Genomic DNA, 17,926 nt, shown 5'->3' with positions numbered 1-17,926 from the left:
AGAGCCCTGACAGCAATGTCAGGGCCTTTTTTATGCGTATATTTTTATATAATAATAATCCTTTGGTTTTAATAGAAAATTTAACACTTTAGTATGTACAGAATACACGATCTATTACATGATCAAAAGGGGGGCAAATTTTTACTAAAGCGATTTTTCATGGAAGAAAATAAAGAAATAATAAATAATATAATCACAAAGGAAATTGTTGAGGAGCAAGTTCAGCATTTAAACAATCCGGTAACGGATATAAAACCAATAGTTAAAAAATATCTTAGTCCGGTACAAAGTGTTACCACAGTTGGAAACAAATTTTTCTTTGCTGATGGGGATGCTAAAGTTGAAATCAGAGTGGTAAGCGACGAAATCATCAGAGTTAGACTGGCACCACATGGTGTTTTTCTGGATGATTTCTCTTATGCAGTTCCGGTGGTAGACCAAAAGGTAACCACATTTAAATTCGAGGAACTGCCAGAGTATTATGCGATATCAACCAATACTGTTACCTGTAAAGTAAGAAAAGACGATTTCCACATCTCTTTCACAGATAATCTGAACCAGAAGGTGATGAGTGAAGATGCCACACCAATGCACTGGGAAGAAAATATAGAATTTGGTGGTTACTATGTATATGCCACTAAAAAGTGTGGGTCGGAAGAGAACTTCTTTGGACTTGGCGATAAATCAGGAAACATGAACCTTAGAGGGCGTCATTTCCAAAACTGGAATACCGATGCATACTCATTTGGATGGGATCAGGATCCATTGTACCGTACTATTCCATTTTATGTTGGTGTAAATGAGCAGGCGGCTTACGGTATTTTCTTCGATAATACCTTCCGTTCTTATTTCGATTTTGGAAGAGAAGACAACTCCAAAACCAGTTTCTGGGCAGATGGAGGTGAATTACAATACTATTACATCCACGGCCCGCATATGATGGACGTGGTAAAAAGATATCAGACCCTAACGGGAACGCATCCAATGCCTCCCAAATGGGCCTTAGGTTATCACCAGTGCAGGTGGAGTTACTATCCTGAAAAGAAGGTTAAAGAAATAGCAGAAGGCTTTAGATCACGTAATATTCCATGCGATGCCATTTATCTGGATATCGATTATATGGATGGCTACCGTTGCTTTACCTGGAACAAAAGCCACTTTCCTGATCCTAAAAGGATGATTAAGGAACTTGCAAACGATGGTTTCAAAACCGTTGTTATGATAGATCCGGGAATTAAAGTCGATGATAACTACTGGGTATTTAAAGAAGGTAAGGAAAACAACTATTTCTGTCGCCGTAGCGACGACTACTTTATGGAAGGCCACGTATGGCCGGGAAGATGCCAGTTTCCTGATTTTACCAACCCAACCGTAAGAGAATGGTGGGGTAACTTATACAAAGAATTAGTAGATATAGGTGTTGCAGGAGTATGGAATGATATGAACGAGCCGGCAGTATTCGGTTCAGGAACATTCCCTAACGATGTAAGACATAACTATGATGGTTATAGAGGTTCGCATCGCAAAGCACATAATGTGTATGGTATGCAGATGGTACGTTCAACTTACGACGGCTTGAAAAAGCTAATGCGTAATAAGCGTCCGTTTACCATTACCCGGGCGGGATATTCTGGTATGCAGCGCTATGGTTGTGTGTGGACCGGTGATAACGTGGCTACATGGGAACACTTAAAAATTGGTAATATCCAATGTCAGCGCATGTCAGTTTCAGGGGTACCTTTTTGCGGAACCGATATAGGAGGTTTCAGTGGAGAGCCGGATCCGGAATTATTTACCAGATGGATCCAACTGGGTACCTTCTCTCCGTTTATGCGTGCACACTCTGCCGGTGATACAGCTGAAAGAGAACCTTGGAGTTTCGGAGAACCATATACCAGCATTAACAGAACATACATTGAATTAAGATACAGGTTGCTTCCTTATTTATATTCGGTATTTTGGGAGCATCACCGTTATGGTTTCCCAATTTTAAGACCATTGGTAATGCTTGAGCAAGAAAACATCAGCAATGGTTACCGCCAGGATGAGTTTACATTTGGTGATAAAATATTGGTTTGCCCTGTTTTAGAGCAAGGTGCAGCATCCCGTATGGTTTATCTGCCAAAAGGAAAATGGTATAACTTCTGGACGCATGAGGTATTAACCGGAGAGAGCGAGCATAGCATTGCTACACCATTAGATCATATGCCATTATTTGTTAGAGCAGGTTCCGTAATTCCGGAATATCCTGTAATGCAGTATGTTGGCGAAAAGGACATTGACGAGGTATTGCTGAATGTTTATTTTTCTGATTATGAAGTGAACTCGTTCTTGTACGAAGATCATGGTGATACATTTGCTTATGAGCAGGACATCTACTCAGAGAAAAAATTCAGTGTTAAAGGAACGCAGTATGCGTTAACTATTGAGCAGTCGAGAAGTGGCTTGTATACACCTAATTACGAGTTGTACAATTACAACATTGTTGGCTTGCCGTTCAACGTCAATAAGATCACGGTTGATGATCATGAAGTCGCCGATTATACATTGGATGAGCGTAATTGCTTGCGTTTTAAATCAAATAAAAATTTCACCACAATAAAAATCTATAATTAATGGAAGTGCTTGCCTACAGTTTATTTAGCGATTTTGATATCTCATTATTTATTTCAGGCAAGCATTTTCGGTTGTATGAGAAATTTGGTGCACACCTAATACAACACAATAAAACGGAAGGAACTTACTTTGCTGTCTGGGCACCTAATGCCCAGGCAGTAAATGTTACCGGAAATTTTAACCAATGGAACAAAACATCGCACCAGCTTAACAGGCGGTTAGATTCTTCTGGTATATGGGAGGGTTTTATCCCGAACATTGGCAAAGGCGAAGTTTATAAATACGCCATTAAAGGTTTTGATGGCAGCGATATAGAAAAAGGGGATCCCTTTGCTACCAAATGGGAGCATCCACCAAGAACTGCTTCTATTGTATGGGATACAGATTATACCTGGAAAGATAAAACATGGCTCAATAAGCGCCCAAAAGCAAATGCACTGAATACACCTATGTCGGTTTATGAAGTGCATCTTGGCTCATGGCAGCGCGACCCATCAGAACCAAAAAGGGTATTAACCTACAAAGAAATAGCAGTAAGCCTGGTGCCTTATGTATTAGATATGGGCTTTACCCATGTAGAGCTGATGCCTATTATGGAGTATCCATATTACCCATCATGGGGGTACCAGATTACAGGTTATTTTGCAGCAAGCTCCAGGCATGGAACTCCGCAGGAGTTAATGTTTTTGATAGAAGAACTGCATAAAAACAATATCGGTGTGATACTGGACTGGGTTCCTTCGCATTTTCCCGGCGATGCTCATGGGCTTTTCAAATTTGATGGTACCCATTTATATGAGCATGCCGATATGCGCAAAGGCTTTCATCCCGATTGGAAATCATACATCTTTAATTACGACAGAAATGAAGTACGGTCTTTCCTGATCAGTAATGCAATGTACTGGTTAGATAAATTCCACGCTGATGGATTACGTGTAGATGCGGTGGCATCGATGCTCTATTTTGATTTCTCCAGAAAGGCCGAAGAAGCAGCTACCAACGAGTTTGGGGGCAGCGAGAACCTTGGTGCAACATTATTCCTTAAAGACCTTAATGAAGCTGTGTATGGCTCCTTTGAAGGTGTCCATACCATCGCAGAAGAAAGCAGTACTTATCCGGGGGTAACACATCCTGTGTTTGCCGGCGGACTGGGTTTTGGAATGAAATGGATGATGGGCTGGATGAATGATACGTTAAAATACTTTAAAAACGATCCGCTTAACAGAAAATACCATCATCATCAACTCACTTTTAGCATTACTTACGCCTTTAGTGAGAACTTTATGCTGCCTTTTTCTCATGATGAGGTAGTGCATGGCAAATCTTCAATGATTTATAAGATGCCAGGCGATGAGTGGCAAAAATTTGCCAACCTGCGGGTGCTATATGCATATATGTTTACCCAACCGGGTACCAAGTTACTTTTTATGGGTAATGAGTTTGCTCAAACACACGAATGGGATTTTAAGAACTCGTTAGATTGGCATCTGTTGCAGCATCCTCCTCATTTGGGAATGCAGAAAACCGTTAGGGCCATCAATAAACTATACAAATCTGAACCGGCGCTATATGAACACAGCTTTTCACACGAGGGTTTTGAATGGATCAATGCCGATGATGCCCAGCATTCGGTTTACATTTACCTTAGGAAAGGTCTAAAAGCAAAAGACACACTTATTGTGATCCTGAATCTTACTCCTGTTTTCCGCGAGAATTATCTTGTAGGTTTGCCGTTTAAAGCTAAATGGAAAGAAATATTCAATACGGATGCCGAGGAGTTTTTTGGAAGTGGAAAGTTGAATGAAGCAGTGTTGCTGCCATTAAAAGAGAACTGCCATAGAAGGGAGTATTCTATTTCTTTAAATATTCCTCCATTGGGCGCACTGGTTTTAAAGCAAGCTAAATAATCTTATTTCAGTATTTTATTATAACCCCTCAATGGCCAATATACATTTTTCAGAAGAAGGTAAACATGCAGAAACCCCTCTTAAGAAAGCGAACTATAAATCTTTTGTCATATGGATTGGTATAGTTGTGGTTTTAGGTGTTGGCTTGTTTATTTGGGCACCATGGTCTTCGGGCTTGTATAATAAATATGAGATCAGCAAACAAATGTCGGTAACAGAGCGTGGTGAAAGTGCCGGTGTGCTTAATAAAGCGGCTGAACTATATAACGCAGGAGACTATACTGCTGCACGTAAGATCATGCAAAGAGAATACATGAGTAACCCGCAGGATCCGCTGCTTTCTTATTATTTTTCTATTACGCTGATAAAGAATTCCCAGGAACATGAGGCAAGAACCGTACTTAAGAAATTGTACGAAGGAGAGTCAGCGTTTAAATACGATGCTGCCTATTATGTGGCATTGAGTTATATTAAACAAGACAACAAAAAAGAGGCCTTAATTTGGTTATCCAAAATCCCACAAGGTACCCCGAATTACCAAAAAGCGAAAGAACTTTCAGGTAAACTGTAAATCAATTATTAATGAATATCCTAGATCAGGATAGTGCGTGAACTACAATAGGTGTAATTTAAATTTTGCTGATACGTTGCTTTTCTTTTGGGTAAATTTTACTTTTTGTTTGCTTCAGCAAGAGGAAAGCAAAACAATAGCAAAAGAAATTGTACATAAACATTACACATTATGTCAATGCGTTTCATGGATATGTCTATGAACTCTTAAGTGTGTTTTAAGATTAAACTTTCAATAAGTTTTGAAAGTTTAATAATTTGTTCTTACATTTGATCTATGAAAAGCTTAAAAAACCACTTGATCCTTTTTGATGCAGAATGCCCAATGTGCAAGCTGTATACCAAAGGTTTTACTAAGGTTGGAATGCTTGATCCGACAGGAGCACAACCTTATCAGAACATGCCTCAAAATGTTTGTCCTTATGTAGATCAGCAGCGGGCGGTGAATGAAATTGCACTGGTTGATACTGAAACAGGGCAGGTAACATACGGCATAAACAGTTTGTTTAAAGTGCTCGCAAACTCAATCCCGTTGTTAGGGCCACTCTTTTCTCTTAAACCTTTTATCTGGATAATGAGTAAGGTATACGCTTTTGTATCTTACAATAGAAAAGTAATTATACCTGCTGAAATTACAGAAGATAGCTTTGCAATTCAACCTACTTTTAAATTGAGGTATCGCATTGCATATTTAATATTCACCTGGTTTATGGCCAGTTTTATACTTACACATTATGTGGGTTTATTAAAAGAGCTAATGCCTGTTGGTAGTACCTATAGAGAGTATTTTATTTGTGGCGGACAAATTGTTTTTCAGGCAATTGTGGTAAGCATTATGGCATGGGATAAAAAGTGGGAGTACCTGGGTAATATGATGACGATATCTTTTGCCGGATCTTTATTGCTGCTACCTGCTTTGTTGATGGCTAAGTTTTTGGTATTGCCTGCACTTTTTTACGCTGCATATTTTATGGGAGTGGCCGGCATTATGTTTCTGGAACATTTTAGACGAATGGGTATTTTAAAACTAGGATATATACCTACCTTAACCTGGGTGCTGTACAGAATAGTTGTTCTTTTACTGATCCTCTTTATCTAAAGAATATGAAATACGCAAAAATAGTTCTGGCTGGAGGTAACGGTTATCTGGGTAGTGTTTTAGCTAACTACTATAAAACTATTGCCAGGCACGTGGTGATCCTCAGCAGAAAAAGTAAAGCTGCTGAAGATAATGTGGAAACAGTTTTATGGGACGGAAGAACTGAAGGGCAGTGGACCGAAACGCTTAAGGATGCAGATATGCTGATCAATCTTTGCGGGAAAAATGTAAACTGCCGTTATAATGAAAAGAATAGGGAAGAAATCATTGCCTCAAGAACAGTACCCACCAGATTGTTAAATAAAGTAATTGCCGAAATGGCTAACCCTCCAAAACTTTGGATCAATGTAACTTCTGCTACAATTTATCGCCATGCGGAAGATCATTCACAGGATGAATATACGGGAGAAATTGGTTATGGCTTTTCTATTGATGTGTGTAAACAATGGGAAGCTTCATTCTTTGAAACAGAAACAGCTTTAACACGTAAAGTTGCATTGCGGATGGGGATTGTTTTAGGTAGAAATGACAGCGTGTTCCCTCGTCTGCTTAACCTTGTTAAATTCGGTTTGGGCGGCCATCAGGGCGATGGACAACAATATGTTTCATGGATTCATGAACATGATGTAGCCAGGTGTACCGAATGGTTATTGAATAACGAAGGACTTGTGGGGGTGGTTAATTGTGTCGCCCCGCTGGCAGTTAAAAATACAGAACTGATGCGCTTGATCCGTAAGGCTTTTGGTATTCCATTTGGATTGCCTAGTCCGCAGTGGTTATTGGAAATAGGTATGCTTTTGATAGGTTCAGAAACAGAATTGGTTTTAAAGAGCAGGTGGGTAGTACCAAATCGTTTGCTTGAATCAGGTTTTGTATTTCAGTTTCCTAATGCAAAACATGCTATTCATGATATTTTGAGCATAAGGGTCTAATGGTGTTTCATAAGGGGTTCTATATCTGAGTGGTTATCAGAAATAATCTTTATCTTGAATAGCCAAATATACTAAGCCTTATGACCTGTAGAACTTTAAAATCCGGTAAGAACTGGTGCAAATGGATGTTTGTTGTATCAGTGCTGCTTGTAATTTCTTCTTGTAAAAAGGATAATAAGCATGAAGATCCGCCGGTAATACCAAAAAGCGACAAGCAGTTAAAAACCTTTAGCTTTAGTGCCAGGAAGAACCATGTTCTGGTGAATGATGTTAACGGCGAGATTGTAGGCGATACCATATATGCCAGGGCATTTGCCGGAACGGATATCAGTAAGCTGATACCATCATTTACTTACGATGGGGTAAAGATCGTTATTGGTGAAGTAACTCAGAAAAGCGATACAACCGTTAATGACTTTACACGTTTGGTAAGTTACAGTGTAGTAGCTGAAGACAATTCCAAAAAGACATATGTTGTTAAGTTTACAGACAACGGTATTGCGGCACTTTACATCAACACAAATAATGTTCCTATAACCAGTAAGGATACTTATGTAACGGGCTCCTTAAAGTTAGTGAGCAATTTTAAAGATGTAGTTTATGAAGGTAAAACGGAAATAAAGGGAAGAGGCAATTCGACATGGTATGATATGCCTAAAAAGCCTTATCGCATTAAACTCGATAAAAAAGCAGGTCTGCTGGGTATGGCAGAAAGTAAGAACTGGGTGCTTTTAGCTAATTATGCCGACAAAACTTTGATGCGTAATGAACTCGCTTTTATGCTGAGCAGAAATATGGGGCGTGCTTTTACTACAAATTCGAGATATGTTGAAGTATATTTAAACGGATTGTTTATTGGTAATTATCAGCTAACTGAACAGATTAAAGAAGGCAAGGGACTGGTTGATATTGAAGAGCAGCCTAATGGTACCACCGCCTTGCCTGATCTTGCAGGAGGATACCTGATAGAACACGATCTTTTTGCTGATGGCGAGCCAGTATATTTTAAGACACAAAAGAATATGCCTTTTGTAATTAAGTATCCTGATGAAGATAAGATCAATCAGCAGCAAAAGGATTATATCAAAAACCATTTCCAGAAATTGGAGGACGCCTTGTATTCGGCTGATTTTACAGATCCGGTAAATGGCTACAGAAAGTATTTTGATGTAAATAGCTATGTGGATTTTTATATTGTAAATGAAGTAATTGGTAATCCGGATGCGTTTAGGAGCACCTTTATGTTTAAAAAACGTAACGACGATAAGATTTATGTTGGCCCGGTTTGGGATTTTGATAAGGCGGCAAATAATGATAACCGTTTGGGCGATCAGGTAAACGGACTAATGTCTAATTCAGCCTTTGAGCCTAAGATATGGTTTAAAAGATTAATGGAGGATCGCGCCTTCAGGCAGAGAATAAGAGAACGATGGAACGAGCTTAAAGCCAAAATAAAAACATTGCCTGATGCAACGATACCGCTTGCCAAGAAGCTTGCGGTTTCGCAGGTCAGGAATTTTACCACATGGGATATCTTAAAGAAACAGTCATATTTAGAGCTCCAGGTATCGGGGTCGTACGAAGGAGAAGTCGCGTATCTGAAAAATTTCCTGACAAGGCATATTGACTGGCTGGATGCGAAATTCAACAGCAGCGAATATCAATAGCTTAAGAAAAAGGGGATTTTTATTATTTTTGCTTTATGAATACTAAACAAGCTTATAACATCTGGGCTGCACAATACGATACTAACGATAATAAAACAAGAGATCTGGAGGGTTTGGCTTTAAAGTTATGCCTTGCCCGTGTTCCATTTAATAAAGTTTTGGAGATTGGTTGTGGAACAGGGAAAAATACAGAATGGCTGATTGGAAAAGCCGCCATGATTACAGCGGTTGATCTTTCAGATCAAATGCTGGCCAGAGCAAAAGATAAAATAACATCTAACAGGGTTGAGTTTAAACAGGCAGATATTACTGCCCGCTGGAATTTCAGAGATGGCTTATACGATCTGGTAACTTTTAGTTTAATATTGGAACACATCGATAATCTGGATTATGTTTTTAATCAGGTATCTAAATCTTTAAATCCTGAGGGGTATGTGTACATCGGTGAATTGCATCCTTTTAAGCAATACACTGGTACTAAAGCCAGATTTGACACAGAAGAGGGTAAGCAGATTGTAGATTGTTTTAACCATAATATATCTGATTTTATTCAGGCTGGTAAAAAGCATGGACTGACATTGGTTGATGTTGAGGAGTATTTTGATGACAATAACAGAACAGATATTCCAAGAATTTTAACCATCTTGTTCAAGAAATCCTAATCATTCTATATGAAAACCCTTACATTAATCGTTTTAACTCTGGTAATGTTAACCCCGTTCCAAAAGTMAATGGCGCAAGCAGAAAAGAAGCAACAAGGAGCAGTTCTAAATCATATTGCAGTGTATGTTACTGATCTGGCTAAGTCTACAGCATTTTATAAAGATGTTTTTGATCTGGAGATTATTCCGGAGCCGTTTAAAGATGGTAAACATACCTGGTTCTCTATTGGCCCTGCCGGACATCTGCATTTAATTCAAGGTGCAAAAGCAGGCGTAGAGCATGATAAGAATGAACATTTATGTTTTAGTGTACCTTCTGTAGACAAGTTCATTACGCTGCTAAATGTTAAGAAAATTGAATTTGAAGACTGGGCGGGAACACGTAAGGCAGTTACTTTAAGGGTTGATGGTATAAAACAAGTATATTTTAAAGATCCGGACGGCCATTGGCTTGAAGTGAACGATGATCATAAATAGTGTGATTTTCGATAAAAAGTGCAAGGCTTATGATAATAGACATTGAGAATAAATTAAAGGTAAAGGATATTAATCCCACCGCTATGCGTTTGTTAGTGTTGGAGTTTTTAACCAGGCAAAATGCGGCCATCAGTTTAAACGACCTGGAAAGAGGGATGGCTCCATCGGATAGGATTACGCTTTATCGGACATTGAAAACTTTTGAAGAAAAGGGGCTGGTTCATAGTATTGAGGACGGCACCGGTGCCACAAAATATGCTTTATGCGAGGAAGATTGTGATGGAGAAAATCATCATGATCTTCATGTTCATTTTTATTGCAATACCTGTAAGGAAACATTTTGTCTGCCAAATACCAAAATACCTGATATCTCACTGCCTATTAATTTCTTTCGTCAGGAGATGAACCTCATTATTAAAGGAATATGCGATCAGTGTAATCCATCTATACCTTTGCAATAGCATTGCATAGCTGTAGCCTGTACCTTTGGCTATATATTTAGAGTTATGCAATTATCAAATAATCATAAAGATTGCTGTTCGGTTGAGGAACCAAAAAAAGCAGCACCACACAATCATAAAGAGAACCATCAACACGAACATTCTGATGATGATGGGCATAATCATGGCGCCGAGGAACCATCAGGGATAATAGGGCATTGGCCATTATTAACAGCGCTGGCCATTATCATTGTTATGATGGTATTGGAGTATGGTTTTAGTATTGTGTTTAGCAATGTTATTCAGCTGGTAGTTTTTATCCCTGCTTATTTATTGGCCGGGTATGATGTGCTTGCCCTGGCATTTCGAAAAGCAATAAGACTTGATTTTTTTAATGAGTTTTTTCTGATGAGTGTAGCTACTATTGGAGCCTTTACAATTGGATCTTATAGCGAGGGTGTTGCCGTTATGGTATTCTATTCGATAGGAGAATGGTTTCAGGATTCAGCTGTTAGTAACGCAAAGCGAAGTATTAAGGCTTTACTGGATATCAGGCCGGACAGTGTGGATGTGATCAGAGATGGAAAGGTAATTAATGTGCTGCCTGCTGAGGTTCAAATTGATGAAATTATACAGGTTAAACCGGGTGAAAAGGTAGCACTTGATGGTGTGTTAACATCGGATAAGGCAACCTTTAATACTGCTGCCCTGACTGGCGAAAGCAGACCTGACAATAAAGAAAAAGGTGAATCTGTACTTGCCGGTATGATTAACCTGAACCAGCTTGCCGAATTAAAGGTTACAGCCTTGTTTAAAGATAGTAAGCTGAGTAAAATTCTTGAAATGGTGCAAGACGCTACGGCCAGGAAATCTCAAACACAATTGTTCATTTCGCGCTTTGCCAAGGTGTATACTCCAATAGTGTTTTTATTGGCTGTTCTTGTGGTTGCAGTCCCTTATTTTTTTGTAGCCGATTATAACTTTAGCGATTGGTTGTACAGAGGGCTGGTATTCCTGGTAATTAGTTGCCCTTGTGCATTGGTGGTTTCTATCCCCCTGGGGTATTTTGGCGGGATTGGCCTGGCATCTAAGAATGGTATATTGTTTAAAGGGTCTAATTTTTTGGACGTAATTACTACTGTAAATACTGTAGTGATGGATAAAACAGGAACGCTTACCAAGGGAGTTTTTGATGTCCAGGAGGTAGTTGTGGCTAACGGATATAATGAAAAAGAGCTTGTAAGGATAGCTGCTGCGCTCGAAAGTAAATCAACCMATCCAATTGCTGTAGCAGTTAAGGAATATGCCGGAGATGAAATCTCAGGAGTAAAAATTGAACAGGTTGAGGAGATTGCCGGTCATGGTTTAAAAGGAATTATTGATGGTAGGGAGGTGCTTGCGGGTAATGCGAAATTGCTTAAAAAGTTTAACATAGCTTATGATAATGCCATAGATGACATTACCGATAGCGTAGTAGTTGTAGCCATTGATAAGATATATGCCGGTTATATCACTATTGCGGATGAAGTAAAAGAAGATGCCAAGCAGGCCATTGCGGATATGCATGCCCTGGGTATAAAAACGGTAATGCTAAGTGGTGATAAGCAAAGTGTAGTGAGCAGGGTAGCGGCCTTTTTAGGTATTGATGATGCATTTGGTGATCTTTTACCTGAAAATAAGGTGGAGAAAGTGCAGGCGCTTAAGGATAAAAATTTAAAGATTGCTTTTATTGGTGATGGGGTAAACGATGCGCCTGTTGTGGCATTGGCGGATGCCGGAATTGCTATGGGGGGATTGGGGAGTGATGCTACCATAGAAACTGCCGATATTGTAATACAGAACGATCAGCCTTCAAAAATTGTAACTGCAATAAAGATTGGTAAGATTACGCGCAGCATAGTTTGGCAAAACATCGCTCTGGCTATGATTGTGAAGGTTGCTGTATTGATTTTAGGTGCTGGTGGTGTGGCTACATTGTGGGAAGCGGTGATAGCTGATGTGGGTGTGGCACTGCTTGCTATTCTGAATGCTGTTAGAATACAGAACATTAAATTTTAAGGGAGAATACGCCGTCTCGACTATAGGAGAGATGACGAGTATAAGGATGAAACGCGTGCACTGCGTGTTAGGATGATAAGTATTCTTGTTTTTTGAAAAAGTTGCATCGACATTGAAAATTTTGCGCAAAGGTTTGTTTTGCTAGTTAAAAGGGTTTTTTGCTTGTTTTTGCCGCCTCTTGTTAGAAACTTTTGCACTGGCTGTTAGGTTTTTATGTGAAATAATAGGTAATTTACATTAACACACTGAAGCCAAATATTGTAATGTCGTTATGAAATTTTTTCGCAACAAGAAACTATTGGTCCTGCTTGTCCTTTTTGCTGTGGTGATTGTATGTTCACTGCTGATGTCGTATGATAAGAAAGTGGATTTCAATACTGAAGTAAAACCTATTATTAACAAAAAATGTATTTCCTGTCACGGAGGCGTGAAAAAACAAGGAGGATTTAGCTTGTTATTCCATGAGGAAGCAATTGCTGCTACTAAAAGTGGTAAGCCTGCTATTATCCCCGGAGATCCTGATGGAAGTGAGCTGATAAAACGCTTGCTAAGCAAAGATCCTGAAGAGCGTATGCCTTACAAACATGAAGCACTCAATGAAGATGAAATAGACATTTTTAAGAGGTGGATAAAACAAGGTGCCAAATGGGGCGATCATTGGGCTTATTTGCCAGTAAAAGAGGTAGAGATACCAGATGTTAGTGGCGACTGGGCTAAGAATGATATTGATAAGTTCATCCTTGAGAAACTTGATGAACAGGAATTAAAACCATCTGCCGAGGCCGACAGACCAACTTTATTAAGAAGGGCAAGTCTTGATCTGATTGGGATGGCTCCGCCAAAAAAACTGGCAGAACAATACTTAACAGCCAAAGATGGAGATAAAGCCTACCAAATCTTAGTAGATTCATTAATGGCCTCTCAGCGTTTTGGAGAGAAATGGGCATCTATGTGGTTAGATGTTGCAAGATATGCAGATACCAAAGGCTACGAGGCCGATGTGGGCAGAAACATCTGGCAATACCGCGATTGGGTGATCCGTGCATTTAACAAGGATATGCCTTACAATGAATTTGTTACTGAACAGATAGCAGGTGATTTTTTTACAGATCCTACCGACGCCCAGTATATCGCTACAGCGTTTCAAAGAAATACCATGACCAATGATGAGGGTGGTACAAATAATGAAGAGTTTAGGGTTGCTGCGGTTTTAGACCGCGTTAATACTACCTGGGAAGGATTGTTGAGTACAACATTTGCCTGCGTACAATGTCATAGCCATCCGTATGATCCATTTAAGCATGATGAATTTTATAAATTCATGGCTTATTTTAACAACACCAGAGATGAAGATATTTCGTCGGAATATCCTTTGTTAAGACAGTATGATGATTCCTTGCAAACAAAATTAACTTCATTAACTGAATGGTTAAAGGTGAATGTATCGCCTGAAAAATCAAAGGAGATTCATAAATTCTTAAAAACAGGTCAACCGGTTATCAACTCTGTTATTGCTGATAGTATGGTCAACGCGATTATAGGAAATAACAACATTGCACTTTTCTTTAAGAATAATGCAGTAGCCAGAATTCCTGCCGTGAACCTAAACAAGGTTGATCAGCTGATTTATAGATATTCATCTGGTAAGCCGGGTGGAAGTATGCAGTTAAGGTTAGATAAGCCTGGCGGGCCGGTAATTGCCTCATGGAAAGTTCCTGAAGGCCCCGGTTACCGAAATCTGGCTGTTGATTTTAAAGCTCAGACCGGTGTGCATGATGTTTACCTGACTTATACTAATCCAACAGCAACTAATAGGGACGAAGTTATTGTATACTTTGATTGGTTCCGTTTCTCACCACAGTTTCCTGGGAAGGGTAAGCCGGGATATGAAGAAAACAAAGCGACATTCTGGACGCTGTTGAATGCCAACGTACAAACGATACCTATTATGGTTGAAAATCCGTCGGACAGATCCCGCAAAACATTTGTGTTTAAGCGAGGAGCATGGATTACACCTGGAGCAGAAGTACATGCCGGCGTTCCTAAATCTTTAGCCTACGCCATGCCGGCTAATGCACCTCAAAACAGACAAGGGCTTGCCATGTGGCTTACGGATAAAAGGAACCCCTTGCTGTCAAGAACTATGGCCAACCGCTTGTGGGAGCAGCTGTTTGGGACAGGTATTGTAGAAACATTGGAGGATATGGGCACACAAGGAATGAACCCGACTCATAAAGAACTGCTGGATCATTTGTCGTGGCAACTCATGAATGATTACAAATGGAGTATGAAGCGGTTGATTAAGGAAATGGTGATGAGTGCAACATACAGACAAGATTCGAAAGTTACTGAGGATACGAAAAAGAAAGATCTGTTTAATAAGTATTATGCACGTGGATCGAGAATGAGACTGACTGCAGAGCAGATCAGAGATCAGCACCTTTCTGTGAGTGGAATATTAAGTGCTAAGATGTATGGTCCGGGTGTAATGCCTTGGCAGCCAAATGGTATTTGGAATTCGCCATACAATGGAGCTACCTGGAATAATGCTACAGGTGAAGACCAATTTAGAAGAGCAATTTATACTTATTGGAAAAGAAGCTCGCCATACCCATCTATGATTGCTTTTGATGGAGCGCAAAGAGTAGTTTGTAGTCCGCGGAGGATCAGAACCAATACACCTTTGCAGGCATTGGTTACACTTAACGACTCGGCATATATAGATATGGCTAAATATTTTGCTTTAAGAATGAAGAAGGAGGGTGGGAAAGAAATAAAAAGTCAAATTGCTAAAGGATATGAGTGGATGATGTATAAGCCTATATCAGGTGCTAAACTTAAGGTGTTAGATAACCTTTATCTAACGGCATTGAATGACTATAAAGTACACCCCGATAAAGCAAAGCAAATTCTTGGAGGCCAGCAAACGGATAAGTATCCGGAAACAGCCGCTCTGGTGGTTGTGGCAAATGCAATGTTGAATTTGGACGAAGCGGTAACAAAAAACTAATTGTAATGACAAGAGATGAATTGAACGCACATCGCCTGGTAAAAGAAGCTCAGGAAACTGAACTCAGGGCTTTTACACGCAGGCATTTCCTTAAAGAAAGTGCAATGGGACTTGGTGCCGTGGCTATGGGAGCCTTGTTGGGCAGCTGTGGTTTGGGAGGTAAAACCAATAATGATATTTTGTATGATCCGGTGCATCCTTTGTTACCAAAGGCACCACCTTTTTTAGGTAAGGCTAAGAGTGTAATTTACCTGCATATGGCAGGTGCACCTTCTCAGCTGGAATTATTTGACTATAAACCGGAGCTGATGAAGATGGACGGACAGGATTGTCCGCAATCTTTGCTGGCAGGTAAGAAGTTCGCTTTTATTACCGGAGTGCCTAAAATGCTTGGCCCGCAGGCAAAGTTTGCACAGCATGGCCAAAGCCGGGCATGGGTTAGCGATAACCTTCCGCATTTTTCTACAATGGTAGATGACGTTAGTTTTTTAAAGGCAGTTTCGACAGATCAGTTTAACCATGCGCCCGCGCAGTTGTTAATCCATACAGGGAGCCCTCGTTTAGGCAGGCCAAGTATGGGCAGCTGGGCTACTTACGGATTGGGTACCGAAAATCAGAACCTTCCGGGCTTTGTGGTACTTACCAGTGGCGGAAGTTTTCCTGATGCCGGTAAGAGCATATGGGGCAGTGGATTCCTGCCTTCTGTATATCAGGGGGTACAATGCAGAAGTGAGGGAGACCCGGTATTATTTATCAAAGACCCTCATGGAATGAGCCGTGATTTGCGCAAGGCTTCTATAGATGCGATTAATGCATCTAACGAACAAGAGTATGCGGCTTACAATGATCCTGAGATATTATCGCGTATATCGCAATATGAGATGGCTTACCGGATGCAGATTTCTGCACCAGAGGTGATGAATATTAATGATGAGCCTGAATACATACATGAAATGTATGGAACACAACCAGGCAAATCTTGCTTTGCAAATAACGTTCTGCTTGCCCGTAAATTAGTTGAAAAAGGGGTAAGGTATGTACAGTTATTTGATTGGGGCTGGGATGCGCATGGTGATGGACCTAACAATTCCTTAAATATAGGACTGAAGAATAAATGCCGCAGTATTGATAAACCGATTACAGCATTACTTCTGGATTTGAAACAGCGTGGCTTACTTGAAGAAACCCTGGTTGTTTGGGGTGGTGAGTTTGGTCGTACGCCAATGATGGAGAACCGTAACGGGGTTCAGAACCCGTATAATGGAAGAGACCATCATACGGATGCCTTTACCATTTGGATGGCCGGAGGCGGCATTAAAAAAGGTTTTACCCATGGAGAAACTGATGAGATCGGATACAGCGGCATAAGTGGTAAGGTGGATGCCTTTGATATTCAAGCCACCATACTGAATCAACTGGGTTTTGATCATGAGAAATTTACTTATCCTTTTCAGGGTCGCCCGTTCCGACTGACGGATGTCGCCGGCAAGGTTATTCATGATGTTATTGCTTAATTAATTTACTTAAAGAACTTTTACCGCAATTATAAATGCACCAAAACAGACGACATTTTTTAAAAACTACTGCAACGGCAACAGCTGCCGGATTATTGATTCCGCTAGGCGAAATAGCTGCTCAGGAAATTCCTTACGTTAAAGCAAAGGCAGGCTATGAATTGTTATTTATGGCTACCGATTGGGGTTTCCCTGGTACTACCGATGAGTTTTGCGCTTTAGCAAAAAAAGAAGGCTATGAGGGGATTGAGGTTTGGTGGCCTGGAGATGATGCCAAAGCGCAGGAGAATTTATTTACCGCACTAAAGAAACATGGTTTACAGGTGGGTTTTTTATGCGGTGGCAGCCAGAGTGAGCCAGCAGTACATTTAAATGCCTTTAAGAAAAATCTGGATGCAGCAACAGGGAATAGTTTTCAAAAGCCTGTTTATGTGAACTGTCATTCTGGTAAAGATTATTTTACCTATGAGGAGAACAAGCTATTTATAGATTATACAACCAAAAAGAGTAAAGAAACCGGTGTTCCGATTTATCATGAAACACATCGTGGGCGAATGCTTTTCTGCGCACCTATAGCAAGAAACTTTATTGAGAAAAATCCTGATTTGCGGTTAACTCTGGATATATCGCACTGGTGTGTGGTACATGAAAGTTTGCTGGCAGATCAGAAAGCAACTATTGATATTGCATTGGAAAGGGTAAGTCATATTCATTCCAGAGTTGGCCATCCGCAAGGAGCACAGGTTAACGATCCGCGCGCACCAGAATGGGATGGTGCTATAAAAGCACATCTTGCATGGTGGGATAAGGTTATAGAACGTAAGAAATTGAAAGGCGAAAGGATGACCATTTTAACAGAATTTGGTCCACCTGATTACTTACAGACCTTGCCCTACACCCGACAGCCAGTGGCCGACCAATGGGCGATAAATGTTTATATGATGAACCTGCTGCGTAAGCGTTATCAGTTGTAA

13 protein-coding genes are annotated in these 17,926 nt (G+C 40.2%); all 13 read left to right on the top strand.

All coding sequences use genetic code 11. The features are described 5' to 3' along the window. Positions 1-159 precede the first annotated feature (159 nt). Positions 160-2,616 carry a glycoside hydrolase family 31 protein gene (locus AC1DDK_RS03075; RefSeq protein ID WP_172660787.1) on the top strand — a complete coding sequence of 819 codons (2,457 nt, stop codon included), beginning with the start codon at positions 160-162 and terminating at the stop codon, positions 2,614-2,616. After that, positions 2,616-4,523, top strand: coding sequence for a 1,4-alpha-glucan branching protein GlgB (gene glgB / locus AC1DDK_RS03070; protein ID WP_337715712.1), 1,908 nt, complete (start codon positions 2,616-2,618; stop codon positions 4,521-4,523). Before AC1DDK_RS03075 ends, glgB begins: the two co-directional genes overlap by 1 nt. A gap of 31 nt (positions 4,524-4,554) precedes the next feature. Further along, positions 4,555-5,094, top strand: coding sequence for a tetratricopeptide repeat protein (locus AC1DDK_RS03065; RefSeq protein ID WP_337715710.1), 540 nt, complete (start codon positions 4,555-4,557; stop codon positions 5,092-5,094). Positions 5,095-5,370: 276 nt separating this feature from the next. Next, positions 5,371-6,192, top strand: coding sequence for a thiol-disulfide oxidoreductase DCC family protein (locus tag AC1DDK_RS03060; protein ID WP_337715708.1), 822 nt, complete (start codon positions 5,371-5,373; stop codon positions 6,190-6,192). Between the two features lie 5 nt (positions 6,193-6,197). Next, positions 6,198-7,124 carry a TIGR01777 family oxidoreductase gene (locus AC1DDK_RS03055; protein WP_337715706.1) on the top strand — a complete coding sequence of 309 codons (927 nt, stop codon included), beginning with the start codon at positions 6,198-6,200 and terminating at the stop codon, positions 7,122-7,124. Between the two features lie 80 nt (positions 7,125-7,204). Further along, on the top strand, positions 7,205-8,791 hold the full coding sequence (locus tag AC1DDK_RS03050) for a CotH kinase family protein (protein ID WP_337715704.1): 1,587 nt from the start codon (positions 7,205-7,207) through the stop codon (positions 8,789-8,791). 35 nt (positions 8,792-8,826) lie between these two features. Next, positions 8,827-9,453 (top strand): class I SAM-dependent methyltransferase, encoded by a 627-nt coding sequence (locus AC1DDK_RS03045; RefSeq protein ID WP_172660781.1) that lies wholly within the window; start codon positions 8,827-8,829, stop codon positions 9,451-9,453. A 9-nt stretch (positions 9,454-9,462) separates the two neighbouring features. After that, entirely contained in the window at positions 9,463-9,930 is a 468-nt protein-coding gene (locus AC1DDK_RS03040) for a VOC family protein (protein WP_477633823.1), read from the top strand. A 29-nt stretch (positions 9,931-9,959) separates the two neighbouring features. Further along, entirely contained in the window at positions 9,960-10,391 is a 432-nt protein-coding gene (locus AC1DDK_RS03035; RefSeq protein WP_172660780.1) for a Fur family transcriptional regulator, read from the top strand. 45 nt (positions 10,392-10,436) lie between these two features. Continuing rightward, positions 10,437-12,428, top strand: coding sequence for a heavy metal translocating P-type ATPase (locus tag AC1DDK_RS03030; RefSeq protein WP_477633822.1), 1,992 nt, complete (start codon positions 10,437-10,439; stop codon positions 12,426-12,428). A gap of 271 nt (positions 12,429-12,699) precedes the next feature. Then, entirely contained in the window at positions 12,700-15,438 is a 2,739-nt protein-coding gene (locus tag AC1DDK_RS03025) for a DUF1553 domain-containing protein (RefSeq protein ID WP_288883807.1), read from the top strand. 5 nt (positions 15,439-15,443) lie between these two features. Further along, positions 15,444-16,952 (top strand): DUF1501 domain-containing protein, encoded by a 1,509-nt coding sequence (locus tag AC1DDK_RS03020; RefSeq protein WP_288883806.1) that lies wholly within the window; start codon positions 15,444-15,446, stop codon positions 16,950-16,952. A gap of 35 nt (positions 16,953-16,987) precedes the next feature. Continuing rightward, entirely contained in the window at positions 16,988-17,926 is a 939-nt protein-coding gene (locus tag AC1DDK_RS03015; protein ID WP_337715700.1) for a sugar phosphate isomerase/epimerase family protein, read from the top strand.

This window comes from Pedobacter sp. 05T44, from assembly GCF_056395985.1.
The sequence above is the reverse complement of the archived record's forward strand: the minus strand, read 5'-3'. Positions and strand labels throughout refer to the sequence as shown.

Excerpts from the sequence above, each read along its gene's own strand:
- AC1DDK_RS03075 (WP_172660787.1), top strand. The coding sequence starts at position 160 with ATGGAAGAAAATAAAGAAATAATAAATAATATAATCACAAAGGAAATT.
- glgB (WP_337715712.1), top strand. The coding sequence starts at position 2,616 with ATGGAAGTGCTTGCCTACAGTTTATTTAGCGATTTTGATATCTCATTA.
- AC1DDK_RS03065 (WP_337715710.1), top strand. The coding sequence starts at position 4,555 with ATGGCCAATATACATTTTTCAGAAGAAGGTAAACATGCAGAAACCCCT.
- AC1DDK_RS03060 (WP_337715708.1), top strand. The coding sequence starts at position 5,371 with ATGAAAAGCTTAAAAAACCACTTGATCCTTTTTGATGCAGAATGCCCA.
- AC1DDK_RS03055 (WP_337715706.1), top strand. The coding sequence starts at position 6,198 with ATGAAATACGCAAAAATAGTTCTGGCTGGAGGTAACGGTTATCTGGGT.
- AC1DDK_RS03050 (WP_337715704.1), top strand. The coding sequence starts at position 7,205 with ATGACCTGTAGAACTTTAAAATCCGGTAAGAACTGGTGCAAATGGATG.
- AC1DDK_RS03045 (WP_172660781.1), top strand. The coding sequence starts at position 8,827 with ATGAATACTAAACAAGCTTATAACATCTGGGCTGCACAATACGATACT.
- AC1DDK_RS03035 (WP_172660780.1), top strand. The coding sequence starts at position 9,960 with ATGATAATAGACATTGAGAATAAATTAAAGGTAAAGGATATTAATCCC.
- AC1DDK_RS03025 (WP_288883807.1), top strand. The coding sequence starts at position 12,700 with ATGAAATTTTTTCGCAACAAGAAACTATTGGTCCTGCTTGTCCTTTTT.
- AC1DDK_RS03020 (WP_288883806.1), top strand. The coding sequence starts at position 15,444 with ATGACAAGAGATGAATTGAACGCACATCGCCTGGTAAAAGAAGCTCAG.
- AC1DDK_RS03015 (WP_337715700.1), top strand. The coding sequence starts at position 16,988 with ATGCACCAAAACAGACGACATTTTTTAAAAACTACTGCAACGGCAACA.